This is a genomic window from Novosphingobium album (ex Liu et al. 2023), assembly GCF_029076845.1.
GTDB lineage: Bacteria > Pseudomonadota > Alphaproteobacteria > Sphingomonadales > Sphingomonadaceae > Novosphingobium.
Genome location: NZ_JARESE010000051.1, coordinates 1 through 13147, shown reverse-complemented (window position 1 = coordinate 13147; position 13147 = coordinate 1). Strand labels below are relative to the sequence as shown.

Here is a 13147-nt window from a genome sequence, read left to right as displayed (position 1 = left end):
GGATGCCCCTGCATGGGGCAATCAAGTAGATCGGAGAAGACATGCCTGGATCAGGGCTCCAGCACGGGCTGTTCATCGCGCCCTATCACGACGTCATCGAAAGCCCGACGATCGGCCTGCGCCGCGATCTGGAGCTGGTCGAGCATGTCGAGAAGCTCGGCTTCGCCGAGGCCTGGTTCGGGGAGCACCATTCGACCGGTTGGGAGACGATCGGCTCTCCCGAGCTGATGATCGCGGCCGCCGCCGAGCGGACGCACCGCATCCGGCTGGGCACCGGTGTGGTCTCGATGCCCTATCACAACCCGCTGATGGTCGCGAACCGCATCGTCCAGCTCGATCACATGACGATGGGCCGTGTCATCTTCGGGATGGGCCCTGGCCTGTTGCCGACCGACGCCGAGATGATCGGCGTTGACATCAAGTCACTGCGCGCAAAGCTGGAAGAGGTCGCGAAGATCATCGTGCCGCTGCTCTCGGGCGAGGAAGTGACGCATAAGACGAGCTGGTACAAGCTCAACAAGGCCCGCACCCACTTGCGGCCCTATACCCTGCCGCATCCCGAGATCGCCGTGGCCAGCGCGATTACGCCGTCGGGCGGCATGCTCGCGGGCCAGCACGGGTTCGGCATGCTCTGTGTCGCGGCGACGGAGACTGCGGGCTTCGATGTGCTCGACGAGAACTGGAAGATCGCCAACCAGGTCGCCGAGGAGAATGGCCAGCGCATGGACCCGGTAAAACTGCGCCTCGTCGTGCCGATGCACATTGCCGCAACGCGCGAGCAGGCGCGCAAGGACGTCGAGCAAGGCCTGGCGCGCTGGGTCGAATATTTCGACCGGGTCGCTCCGGCTGGCATGCGCGGCATGTCGGGCGGCGATCCGGTCGACATCCTTGTCGGCGCGGGCCGCGCGGTGATCGGCACGCCCGAGGACGCAATCACGATGATCGAGCGGCTCCAGGCCAAGCAGGGCGAATTCGGCGTGATCCTGTTCCAGGCTCACAACTGGGCCGAATGGGAAGAGACAAAGAAGAGCTACGAACTCTACGCGCGCTTCGTCATGCCGCACTTCGCCGGAACCAACCGCAACCGACAGGCGTCCTACGCGGCCCTCGCAAGCAACATCGACCGCCTGGAGAGCGAGCGCACCAAGGGCGCCGAGGCGGCGTTCAAGGCTTGGGAAGAGAAGACCGGGCGAACAGCCTGAGCGACGGCGACTAGGAGACAGACGATGCAGCGCGGATCGGAACTCGAGCTCCCTTACCTCACGATGGAAAGCGACGCCTTCGCCGCCGATCCCTTGCCGCACTTCGCGCGCGCGCGCGCCGAGCATCCTTGGCTCGCGCGCTGGATCCTGGGCTACGTGGTCACGGACTACAAGGCCATGCGCGACCTCTACGCGCGCGAGGGCGAGATGGGACAGCTCTACGACCAGATTGTCGAGATCATGGACGCCAAGAACACGCGCTGGGGCGACTTCCAAGAGCGCCACATGCTCAATCAGATGGGACCTGCGCACAAGCGCTACCGCGACATGCTGCAAAGTTCGTTCACTCCGCGCCGGATGAACGAATTGCGCCCGCTGATGCGCGAGACGATGAGCGAACTTCTCGACGAATGGTTGCCGAGAGGCGCTTTCGATTTCGAGGAGTTCGCCAGCTACTATCCGATCTCGGTGATGTGCCGGATGATCGGCGCCTCGCCATCGGTCGTGCCGGGCCTGCGCAGCGCCATGGAGGCAATCGGACTTTCGACGAGCATGGACAAGCGCTGGCTTCCGGCGATGCAGGAAGGCGTCGAGCGGATGGAGCGTTTCGTCGTCGATCTTGTCGCCGAGCGCCGCGCCGCGCCGCACGAGGGGCGTGAGGAGCTGCTCGACCTGCTTCTCGCGATCCGCGATCGCGGCGAACTTACCGATCTCGAGCTTCACGAGCTCCTCATCTTCCTCTTCGTCGCAGGCTACGACACCTCGAAGAACATGACCACGCTGGTCATGAACCTCCTGATCCCGCGTCCGGCTATGTACGAACGCGTCGGGCGGGACCCGGACTACGCGAAGCGCGTCCTCGACGAGGCGCTGCGCTATCACAGCACGACCTCGACCCAGCGCGTGCTGCTGACGGACATGGAATACCGCGGCGTCGTGCTCGAGAAAGGCTCCATCGTCTGGTTCCCGATGAGCGTCGCGGTCCATGACGAACGTTATGTGAGCGATGCCGACGGTTTCGACCCCGATCGCAAGGCGGAGACCGCGCATATCGCCTTCGGGCTCGGCCCCCACATCTGCCTCGGCCAGTACCTCGCGCGGGCGCTGATCCAGGAGGGCCTGCAGCTGATCGCCCGGCGCATGCGCAACCCGCGGACGACGGGGCCGCAAGGCTGGCGACCTTTCCCCGGCGCCTGGGGCATTCGCGGCCTGCCGGTTGCGTTCGAAATGGGAGAAGCCTGATGAATATGCTGCGTTTCGACGACCGGACCGCGATCGTCACAGGTGCCGGCGGCAACCCGAGCCTGGGACGCGCCCACGCTCTGCTCCTAGGCTCGCGCGGCGCCAATGTCGTGGTCAACGATATCGGTACCGATCCCGAAGCACGCCATTATCCCGGCGCTGCCTCGGCCGAGGCCGTAGCGGAGGAGATCCGCCGGGCGGGCGGCCGGGCTGTCGCGAGCACGGCATCGGTTACTTCGGCCGCGGGCGCCGATGCCATCGTGCAATGCGCCCTCGAAGCCTTCGGCAAGGTCGACATCCTCGTCAACAATGCCGGCGTGTCGATCGGCGCGCCGTTCGATGAAATCAGCGAACGCGACATCCAGCGTCACATCGACATCAATCTGATGGGCTCGATCTGGTGCGCGCGTGCGGCTTGGCCGCATATGAAGGCGCAGGGCTACGGCCGGATCGTCAACATCACCTCGAGCTCGATGACTGGCTTTGCCAACCAGGTCGCCTATGCGGCCAGCAAGGGCGGGGCCTGGTCGCTAACACGCTCGCTCGCCGCCGAGGGCGAGGCGCACGGCATCAAGGTCAATGCCGTCAGCCCGGGAGGCTATACCCGGCTCGTCATCTCTACCTGCGAGGACGATTCCCCGCTCCTTGCCAATGCACGCGAGAACCTGCCGCCGGAGCTGTCGTCGCCAGCCGTGGCATTCCTCGCACACGAGACCTGCCCGGTGACCGGCGAATGCATCGATTCGGTCGGCGGCGAGGTCCAGCGCTGCTTCATCTCGCGTACCGGGGGCTTCAGCGACCGCGACCATACGATCGAGACCATTGCCCGGCGGTGGAACGAAGTGATGGACCCCGCGGCGGCGAACGCCGTTGGCCTTGCTGCGATGGACACCTCGGGCTGGGGGCTTCGCTCCTACGAGCCGGCGGATGATTGATCGGCCCGGCGGCGGGAGCCCGCCGGCCTCGAGGAACCGATAAAGACAACGAATCTTCAGGGAGGATAACCATGCAGATCAATAGCATAGTGAGGCTGTCCGCAGCGGGCGCTCTCGCACTCGTCATAGCTGCCCCGGCATTCGCGCAGGACACCGCGGCGCCTGCTGCCGAAGGTGCCTATGTCGACAAGGGCGACATCATCGTTACGGCGCGCAAGCGCCAGGAATCGATCCTGAAGGTGCCGGTGGTCGAATCGGTGATCACGCCCGAGGCGATCTCCAAGGCGGCGATCACCGACGTCGGCGGCGTCACGCGCAACGTGCCGGGCCTCGTCATCGGCGGCAACGTGCTGACCGTGGGCGCGCAGATCTCGCTGCGCGGCGTCGGCACCTCGACGCTCGACGCGGGCGTCGACCAGTCGGTCTCGCTCAACATCGACGGGCTGCAGTTCAGCCAGGGCGCGACCTACAACGTCGGCCTGTTCGATCTCGCCCAGGTCGAGGTGCTCAAGGGGCCGCAGGCGCTGTTCTTCGGCAAGAACAGCCCGGGCGGCGTGATCGCCATGCGCACCAACGATCCGGGCCCGGCCGCCGAAGTGGCCTTCACCCAGAGCTACGAGGCCTATTCGCACGAGAAGCGCAGCGAACTGATCCTGTCGGGACCGGTCACCGACACGCTCGGCCTGCGCTTCGCCGGCATGTATTCGGACGACGACGGCTACTTCTTCAACAAGGCGACGGCGCAGCCGGGGACGGGCGCGGTCACGCCCAATTCGCGCTTCGGCCGCACCGAGCAGTATATTCTGCGCGGCACGGCGGTGTGGAGGCCGACCGACGCTTTCAGCGCGCGGCTCAAGGTCAATCATGCCTATCAGAGGACGGACGGAGCCGGCTCGCCGCTCGGCAGCTGCCCCGACGGCCCCGGACTGCCTGCCTCGGCCAAGGTGCTGAACCCCAATGTCCAGCTGATCAATCCGAACGACAACTGCAAAGTCGATCGCGATGTCTACATCGTCGATCTCGATCCCGCGGCCTTTGCCGATGTGCGCAACGGCGGCAGGACTTTCATGAAGACACTCCAGAGCTTCGGCACGCTGGAGATGACCTACCGGACCGATTCGAACATGGCGATCACGTCGACCACCGGCTATTTCAAGACCACGGTCGACGGCATGATCAACGGCGTGAACTCGGGCCATGCCGGTCCGACGCTGTTCGCCGACAACCACTTCACTCGGCGCGACACGACCGAGGAACTGCGCATCGAATCGGACAATTCAGGTTCGCTGAACTGGCTCGTCGGCGGCTATTACCAGAACGCCCGCGTGCGCAACCGCGTGGTCGTGAACGGCAACAACCGCTACAACACCGACATCCTCGCCGGGCTCGGCATTCCGGTGCTGCCGGTGCCGTTCATCTTCGCGACCTTCAAGGGCATCAACGACGTCCACATCGAATCGATCTCGGGCTTCGGCCAGCTGCGCTGGAAGGTAGTTCCCGAGCTCGAGCTGACCGCGGGTGCGCGCTACACGCACGAGACGCGCGATGACGACACCTACAGCCTGACATCGATGTACGCGACGCCGGTGCCGATCACTGTGCCGAACCCGCACTTGTCGTCGTCGAACGTCTCACCCGAATTCACGATCACCTACACGCCGACCGACGACCTCACGATCTTCGCCGCGGCCAAGCGCGGCTACAAGTCGGGCTCCTTCATCCTGACCTCGCCGCCTTCGGCCGGCACGGACAACTCGTTCGGCGACGAGAAGGTGACGGGCGGCGAAGTGGGCTTCAAGGCCCGCGTCCTCGACCGTGCGGTGAGCGTCAACGGCGCCTTCTACTACTACAAGTACGAAGGGCTCCAGGTCGGCGCCAACACGATCGATCCGGCGACGGGCAATACCGTCATCAAGACGGTCAACGCGGCTTCGGCCAAGGTCTATGGCGTCGATTTCGACATGAACTACCGTCCGCCTTCGATCGACGGCCTGGCGCTGCGCCTGTCGGTCAACTGGAACCACGGCCGGTTCGAGAACTTTTACGGCGCCACTTGTGATAGCGGCCAGACCATCTCGGCGGGTTGCAACGAAGTCATTGGTGGGTCCCCGGGACGCGACCTGTCCAACACGCGCTTGCCGCGCGCGGCGGACTGGATGCTTAACGGCGGCTTCGACTATGACCTAGCCGCCGGCAGCAACCACACGGTCAGCTTCGGTTCGAACGTCCAGTATTCCTCGAAGTACACGACGACGCTGGGCAACGATGCCAGGACCACGCAGCCGGCCTTTGCGAAGTGGAACGCCAACCTGTCAGTCAAGGCGAACAGCGGCGCCTGGGAAGTGGCACTGATCGGCAACAATCTGACCAACAAGTTCACGACCGGCAATTGCACGCTGTTCGATGCGGCTGGCGGCAACGTCCTAGCGATTTCGGCACCGGGTCTTGCGGTCTCGCCGATCGGTCAGCCCGAAGCGGCCTGCATCGCCGATCCGGGCCGTCAGGTCTATCTGCGCCTGACGCTGCGTCCCACCGCGTTCTGATGGGATCTTCGATGAAACGGGGGGTGACGGAGAGCGCGGAGGCAGACCTGCTCGAGCGCTTGACCGGACTGCGCGATCTCGTTGAAGCGTCCGCAAACGAACGCGACGAGGCTTCCGAAATTTCGGCGGAGGTCATTCGGGCGCTCGAGGAAAGCGGTCTGTTCGGTCTGATGGCGCCTGCCGAGCTCGGCGGGCTTGAGGCACATCCGCTGACCGTGCTCGAAGCTCTGAAGACGCTCTCCTATTTCGACGGATCGACGGGGTGGTACTGCCAGGCCGCGACCACCGGCGTGGCGGTTGCCGGAGCGTTCCTTGGCGACCGCGCCATCGAGGCGATCTTCTGTTCGGACAAGTGCGCGACTTGCGCCGGCCAGGCCGCGCCGAGCGGCAAGGCCGAGCGCGTCGGCGACGGTTACCGCATCTCGGGCACCTTCAGCTTCGGTAGCGGTCTGCCCAATGCGGCCTGGGTCGTGGGTGGCTACATCCTCCACGAGAACGGAGCACCGGCAAAGCGGGACAACGGGCAACCGGTAATGCTCATCGCGCTCGCGCCGCGAGAGCGCGTGGAAGTCCTCGGCAACTGGAACGTCCTAGGCCTGCGCGGCACGGGAAGCTACGATTTTCGCGTGGAAGAGCAGATCGTCCACGCCGATTTCGTATTCGATGCCGCCAATCCCATCCAGAAGCGCGGCGGCTCGCTATACGCCATGGGATTCTCGGCCATTCCGGCGCTGTGCCATTCGGCCTTTGGTGTCGGCTGCAGCGAGCGGCTTCTCGACGAATGGGCTGCCTACGCGCATGGGAAGGCGCGGCCGCAAGGCGGGACACTCGCGCAGACCGACACGTTCCAGCGCGATTTTGCCCACGCGCATGCTCGCATGCGTTCGGCCGATGCCTATGTTCGCACGACTTTCGGCGCCCTCTACGGCGCCGCGGAGCTGGGCAGCCTTTCGGATGACATGCGCGTGGACGGGCGGCTCTGCGCCTCGAACGTGATTTCATCGGCCGCGAAGATTGGGCAAGCCGCCTTTGCGTCCTCCGCGACGACGGGCCTGCGCGATGGCGGCCGACTTCAGCGGTGCTACCGCGACCTCCAAGCCGCCAACGCGCACTTCCTGACCGGCGAGCAGTCCTTCATCGATGCAGGCCGCTACTTGGTCCGCATACCGGGTGCGACGCCTGGACTCTGATACGATGAAGTTGCTTGATTCCACCAACTTCTCAGGGCGCGGCCGGATGCCTCCAAACTATCGCCCAGGCGCAAGGAAACCGAAATGAGCAATCCATCGCAGGTCGCCTTCGTCACGGGGGCAGGATCGGGCATCGGGCAGGCCACGGCTCGTGCGTTCCTGTCACGCGGATATAGTGTGGCCCTCGTCGACCGTGACGTAGAACTCGGGCAGAAGACGCAGGCCGAACTCGGGGAACTCGGCGATTGCACTTTCATCGCCTGCGACGTCAGCGACGAATCCTCGGTCGAACACGCGGTCGAAGCCGCGGTCGCGCGCTATGGGCGGATCGACGCGGCCTTCAATGCCGCGGGGATCAACGGCGATCCGGGCCCCGTTGCGGAGGCCAGCAGCGACAACTGGGACCGCGTGATGAACGTCAATCTCAAGGGGCTGATGTTCTGCATGAAGCATCAGATCCGCCAGATGCTCGGGCAGGGCGGCGGCGCGATCGTCAACTGCGCGTCGAGTGCCGGCCTCGTCGGGGTCGCGGGACTATCGACCTATGCCGCGTCCAAGCACGGTGTCGTCGGACTGACCCGTTCGGCTGCACTCGAATATGTCCGTTCGAACATCCGGATCAACGCCGTTTGCCCGGGTATGATCGACACGCCAATGTGGCGCCGTTCCATCTCGCCCGAACTGACAGAACAACTGCTCGCGAGCGATCCTAGCGGACGTCTTGGACAACCAAGTGAGATCGCCGAGGCCGTGCTTTGGCTTTGCAGCAGCGCGGCAAGCTTCGTTGCTGGGCACGCGCTGTCGGTCGATGGCGGGATGACCGTCGATTGAACTGTCGCTCGTAGCGACTGATCGGAGCTTACGGGCCGTTGTCTTCTGGTGGACTGTGGCGCCGAGGCATGGCCCCTATCTGCTGCGTGATTTTCGCCTCGATTGCGCCCGCAGCGAGCTGTTCGAGATTGCGGATCGAAGGCAAAGTCTACCGCGAATACGTGCCAAACTTCGACCCCTTGGTCCAGAGCCCAACAGGAAAGCGATATGCGGATTGCTTGCGCGCCTCAGACGGGATCGAATTCCATATGCAGCGCCTTCACGCCTGAGAGCATGTAGGTCGGCTCGTATTCAAAGCGCCGCGCGCCCGCCGGGCCGTGCTCGGCTTCATCGATGCGGATGTCCGACGTGCGCGCCAGGACTTGCTCGAGCGTGAACGCGCGCTCCAGCTGCGGTTCGGTAGACGAGGGCAGCCGCCGCTGGTTCGTCTCCGAAAAATGAGGAGCTTGGTGCGGAACCGCCGACTTTCCAGATGGGTTGGATGGCTCCCGCTCACGGCATCTAGGTGCCAAAGTGTGAAGGCTATCAGGCATTCACGAGCAAAATGGGAGCCACCCAGATGGAGATTACCACAATCGGCCTCGATTTGGCCAAGACCGTTTTCCAGATTCATGGCGCGTCCTCAACGACCATGACGACCGAGGCACGCGCACGCCGGACCATCGCGAGGAGCGCCGTGAACAGCACGTTGGCCGCAGCGCGCTTCGACAGAAGGTTCCTCAGATGCTCGTCGAACGCGTCCGCCATGTCGAAAAGCGGACCCAGAACCTGCGCCGTCGCGAAAGCATCGCAAACGCCCCAAAGGAGCAGGACCGGTCCACATTTCTGCGCGAATGTTCGAAGCAGGGATGACTTGCCGATCCCCGCCTCTTCGCGCACGAAGACTGTTCCGCCTCGACCCTTGCGTGCCGAATCGAGCACGCGGCCGAGCGCGGCTAAGGGTACGTCCCGTTCAAGCAACGGACGCGAGGGAAGGTCGGATCGATCATCTTTTGTCACCGGACGCACTCGTTGTTTCCACACCGGCGCACGAAATTTTTTGTTTTCGGGTGCCGATGCGCCGCCCTCCTCACGTGAGGCTATTCGTTTGGCGCAAGCCCGCAATTGAAAAGCAACTTGGTAATACTACTGTGGGCTTGTTCAAGAATCGAATCAGCGATAAAATAAAAAATCCCTCGTTATTACTGGCGCTCAGAGCCCGTTTGATAATGGGTTGAGTGAGAGCCGCTGGCGTGATTCAAGCTTGGGATGTGGACCCGAGCGAGCCGTGACCGGATGGCTGAACACGAGAAGCAAGCCAAGCGCTACCCGACGGACCTAACGGATGCTGAGTGGGGGATCATCCGACCGTTCCTGCCTGCGCCGCCAAAGCGCGGGCGCACGCCATCGACTGATTTGCGTGAGGTGTTGAACACCTTGCGGTATCTGGCTCGTTCCGGTGGAGGCTGGCGCATGCTGCCCAAGGATTTTCCGCCGTGGCAGACGGTCTATTGGTGGTTTCGCCGCTTCGTACGCCGGTTGCTATTCCGCACGATCCACGATGTGGCGCTGATGCTGGACCGAGAACGCGAAGCTCGTGAGCAGAGCCCCTCTGCGGCAGTCGTCGACAGTCAGTCGGTCAAGGCGCCATCGGCACCGTCAGGCGGCGGCTTCGATGCAGGTAAGCGGATCAAGGGGCGCAAGCGCCACATTGCCGTCGATACCGATGGTCGCCTGCTCATGGTCAACCTGACCACTGCCGACATCTCGGACAGCGCGGGCGCACAGGAGATCGTCTCGGCAGTCCGCAGGCGTTGGCCATGGCTAAAGTATCTGTTCGGCGACGCGGCCTACGACCGCACCAAGCTGCTCGACGCTGCCGCCTACCGCGACTTCACAGTGGAGATCATCCGCCGGTCAGACGACGTCTCCGGCTTCAAGGTGCTGCCCCGGCGCTGGGTAGTCGAGCGCACCTTCGGTTGGATGACGCGCTGGCGAAGACTGGTCCGCGATTATGAGAAGCGCCTCGACGTATCGGAAGCAATGATCCATCTTGCCATGGCTAGTAACCTGCTCCGGCGGCTCACGCCGTAGACGAAGGCTGCTCAAAAAGGGATAGCGCAGGGCGTGGTGACGGCTCAAAAGCAGAAGCGAGTACGTCGCAAGGTTGGCGACATACTGCTTATCGACCTTGGCTCAGGCCGCCATGCCTTTGCGCAAGTTGCGGATGAGCCGTTGGCCATCTTTTTCGAAGGCACCTTCGATGAAGAGGTTGCGACCGAGCATATCCCCAGCCTGCCCGTTGCCTTCAGGCTATGGGTGTCCAACCATGCGATCACAAAGGGAACCTGGCCGGTTATTGGTTCGAAACCGCTGCTACCAGCCAATGCGGAAGAGCCCTTCTTCTACAAGCAGGACGCCATCAGTGGCCAGCTATCCTTGCACCACTCGGCTTTCGCCGCGACCAATTATGAGCGCCCCGCTTCACTTGAAGAATGCCAACATCTCGAATGCGCCGCTGTATGGGAGCCGGAGCACGTCGTTGATCGCCTGAATGACCACGCCGCGCATCGGCCGAACCGCTGGGTAGAAAGCCTGCGGATCGACATTACGGCTATCCCGGCCTGACATTCTCAAACGGACTCTCAGCTCTCGATGTGTCGGCAGCAAACGCGCGATGAACATTTTTGCACGGCAGCGCTCTCGGTTGGCACCCAGGGGAATGGCTGGATAGTCCCCAAAGCCTGGCCATTCCGGGCTGCGAGAGGACGCCTTGATATTCCGCATCTTGTATCGGTAAGCCTGCTCGCTTCTCACGAAGATGCCTCGTTTTTCTGCCGGCTTGCGCCGCTTTTTGTCTATTCCGATTCGTTGGGCGGTTATCGATGAGAACGTACGGCCGGGACCGCCACGGACCGCCAAGGGGCAGTCAGCGTGAACAAGTCTGGACCAGTGGACGTCGATGGGCCACTGCGGAATGACCGTGGTGGCGCGGGGACGTTGGCCGGTGAGGCCATTTTGCTTGCCGAACGATGGGCTTGCCGGTGTCACGTGCCGCGCGCGCGATGGCTGCCTATTGTATGGTTTCGCGCGTTTTAAAATTGAGATAAGAAAGAAACGGTAATACCAAGACGGTCGCCTCGCTCGATGATCGCCAATGACCTGATCAGGGTGGGGAATCAATGCGCTTGCTGCGGCGGGGCGACGGTATTCGGTGTTGGCGCCAGTGATTGTCAGACGCCATGTTGATGCTGTTCCGACCCAATGTTAGTGACGATGAGGTCTTCATCCGCGAGGTTGGCGCCAAGCGCAGGCGTCGGCGGCAATATCTGCTTCTGCTGGTCGCCCTCGACACTCTTGGGATTTTCTCGTCCTTTCTCTTGGCCGCATGGCTCTACGACATTGTCAGCAAGTTTCATTGGCTCGTCATGGCGTGTGCCATCCTGCCATTCTATCTGGCGTTCGCCGCGAATTCGAAAGCCTATTCGGGCATTGTGTTCTCCAAGCAAAAGCTTGGTGTTTCGCGATCATACACTTCCCTTATCCAAAGCGTCGGGATCGTCTCGCTCATCGGCTATCTTTTCAAGTCGGGTGACCACTTTTCGCGCGTGAACTTTGCCATGGGCGCGATCTTCAGCTTCGTGATGCTGGCGGCCATCCGAGGCGTGTTCCTGAAACTGCTGCATCGCATGTTCGACGGCTCGCCTTACACGACCTTGCTGATCCACGATGGATCGATTCCGGCGCCGGCGGAAGACTATACCGTTGTCGAGCACGTCGATGACTGGCTTGGCGAAGGAGGCGACCTTCCAGGGCGTTACAATCGCCTTGGCGCGATGCTGTCGAACTCCGACCGCGTGATCGTTGCCTGTGCTCCTGAACGGCGCGGCGCGATCGTTCATACTCTCAAGGGCTCGAACGTGCGAAGCGAGGTGCTCGTGCCCGAACTGTCCGAGCTTGCGCCGCTGGCGGTCTCGAACAGCGGCGATGTTACAACATTGATCGTCGCGCAAGGACCGCTTTCTCCCTTCGATCAATTCGTGAAGCGCTGTTTTGACCTCGGTATCGTGTTCGTCGCTCTGCCTGTCGCATTGCCGGTCATGCTGATCGCGGCGCTCGCGATCCGGCTGGAAAGTCCCGGCTCCATTTTCTTCGTGCAGTCGCGGATGGGAAAGGACAATCGCGTGTTCCGCATGCTCAAGTTTCGTAGCATGCGGATCGAGCTCGCCGATGCTTCCGCGGATCGTCTGGTTACGCGCGATGACGAGCGGGTTACGCGCGTTGGCCGGTTCATCCGGCGCACGAGCATCGACGAATTGCCACAACTCATCAATGTCCTTGCCGGCACCATGAGCATCGTCGGTCCTCGGCCCCATGCGCTTGGGGCGAAGGCAGCGACAAAGCTCTATTGGGAGGTCGACGAGCGGTACTGGTACCGTCATGCGGTCAAGCCTGGCCTGACGGGCCTGGCCCAGGTGCGCGGCCATCGCGGGAACACCGAGCACGAAATGGACCTCACAGATCGCCTGCATGCGGACCTCGAATATCTCAGCGGCTGGTCGCTCTTGCGAGACATGTCGATTCTCGCACGCACCCTGCAGGTTGTCGCCTCGAACAAGGCGTACTGATCGCGGAAGGCTCCCATGCACTTGGCTCGGATTGAAAGCCTTCCGTCGGCGCGTCACGGAAGTTCTGGAATGCGTTTGGCTAAACGAATGGCCGCTTGCAGATATGGGCTGCGGGTCGCCTTGTCGATTTCGCGTTGCGCCTCGCCGGGATGGAAGCCTTGGTTGGCAAGACTGAGCAGGAGTTCGTCGCGGTTGGCTCCCAGGGCGAGATTTTCAGCGATCCAGGCTCGCCAGCCATCATCCATTTTGCAAAACCTGGATGGAGGGATCGCCCTGAATGGCGGCGGTTGTTCATTGATCCTTGCCTTGTCTTGCGAGGGAAGCAGCCATTGTGCGAGGATCTTGTCGATCAGTTTGTTGTGTATGAGCCATTCCACGATCGCGTGGCCCGCCTCGGCGATAGTGTGAACGTGAACCCCCTGGATTGCCCGAAACCGCGCCGCGTGCAGCGAATCGAGATTGATGAGGGCTGGATCCGCTTCAGGTCCCGTGCCGTAGACCAGATGCGTCGTCGGCAGACGCGGCAGGGACGCGTGCGCGGCGACAACTACGATGGCCGGTTGAGCGGCGACTATGATGGCCGGTAGGATCGGTTGT

12 protein-coding genes are annotated in these 13147 nt (G+C 62.8%); 9 read left to right on the top strand and 3 right to left on the bottom strand.

Annotation, left to right across the window (positions count from 1 at the left end):
- Positions 1–41: 41 nt before the first annotated feature.
- The 6 genes from PYV00_RS15900 (at position 42) to PYV00_RS15875 (ending at position 7943) form a co-directional block, all read left to right on the top strand.
- Positions 42–1202, top strand: coding sequence for an LLM class flavin-dependent oxidoreductase (locus PYV00_RS15900; RefSeq protein WP_275229285.1), 1161 nt, complete (start codon positions 42–44; stop codon positions 1200–1202).
- A 24-nt stretch (positions 1203–1226) separates the two neighbouring features.
- Positions 1227–2444, top strand: coding sequence for a cytochrome P450 (locus PYV00_RS15895; protein WP_275229284.1), 1218 nt, complete (start codon positions 1227–1229; stop codon positions 2442–2444).
- On the top strand, positions 2444–3379 hold the full coding sequence (locus PYV00_RS15890; RefSeq protein ID WP_275229283.1) for an SDR family NAD(P)-dependent oxidoreductase: 936 nt from the start codon (positions 2444–2446) through the stop codon (positions 3377–3379). Before PYV00_RS15895 ends, PYV00_RS15890 begins: the two co-directional genes overlap by 1 nt.
- A gap of 71 nt (positions 3380–3450) precedes the next feature.
- Positions 3451–5922 carry a TonB-dependent receptor gene (locus PYV00_RS15885; RefSeq protein ID WP_275229282.1) on the top strand — a complete coding sequence of 824 codons (2472 nt, stop codon included), beginning with the start codon at positions 3451–3453 and terminating at the stop codon, positions 5920–5922.
- Positions 5923–5933: 11 nt separating this feature from the next.
- Complete coding sequence (locus PYV00_RS15880) at positions 5934–7112, top strand: acyl-CoA dehydrogenase family protein (protein WP_275229281.1); 1179 nt, start codon at positions 5934–5936, stop codon at positions 7110–7112.
- Between the two features lie 84 nt (positions 7113–7196).
- Positions 7197–7943, top strand: a complete 747-nt coding sequence (locus PYV00_RS15875; protein ID WP_275229280.1) for a glucose 1-dehydrogenase — start codon at positions 7197–7199, stop codon at positions 7941–7943.
- 227 nt (positions 7944–8170) lie between these two features.
- On the opposite strand, the gene PYV00_RS15870 is transcribed toward PYV00_RS15875, so the two are convergent.
- Together PYV00_RS15870 and PYV00_RS15865 are read right to left on the bottom strand one after the other, a co-directional pair.
- Positions 8171–8476, bottom strand: coding sequence for a hypothetical protein (locus tag PYV00_RS15870; protein ID WP_275229279.1), 306 nt, complete (start codon positions 8474–8476; stop codon positions 8171–8173).
- A 76-nt stretch (positions 8477–8552) separates the two neighbouring features.
- Entirely contained in the window at positions 8553–8942 is a 390-nt protein-coding gene (locus PYV00_RS15865; protein ID WP_275229278.1) for an AAA family ATPase, read from the bottom strand.
- Positions 8943–9191: 249 nt separating this feature from the next.
- Here PYV00_RS15865 and PYV00_RS15860 point away from each other — a divergent pair, with 249 nt between their 5' ends.
- The 3 genes from PYV00_RS15860 to PYV00_RS15850 all read left to right on the top strand — a co-directional run bounded on the left by PYV00_RS15860 (position 9192) and on the right by PYV00_RS15850 (position 12550).
- Entirely contained in the window at positions 9192–10016 is an 825-nt protein-coding gene (locus PYV00_RS15860) for an IS5 family transposase (RefSeq protein ID WP_275229277.1), read from the top strand.
- A 33-nt stretch (positions 10017–10049) separates the two neighbouring features.
- Positions 10050–10550 (top strand): immunity 26/phosphotriesterase HocA family protein, encoded by a 501-nt coding sequence (locus PYV00_RS15855; RefSeq protein WP_275229276.1) that lies wholly within the window; start codon positions 10050–10052, stop codon positions 10548–10550.
- A gap of 614 nt (positions 10551–11164) precedes the next feature.
- Complete coding sequence (locus tag PYV00_RS15850; protein ID WP_275229275.1) at positions 11165–12550, top strand: sugar transferase; 1386 nt, start codon at positions 11165–11167, stop codon at positions 12548–12550.
- A gap of 53 nt (positions 12551–12603) precedes the next feature.
- On the opposite strand, the gene PYV00_RS15845 is transcribed toward PYV00_RS15850, so the two are convergent.
- Positions 12604–13147, bottom strand: a 544-nt coding sequence (locus PYV00_RS15845; protein WP_275229274.1) for a hypothetical protein, incomplete at its 5' end; no start/stop codon positions are given.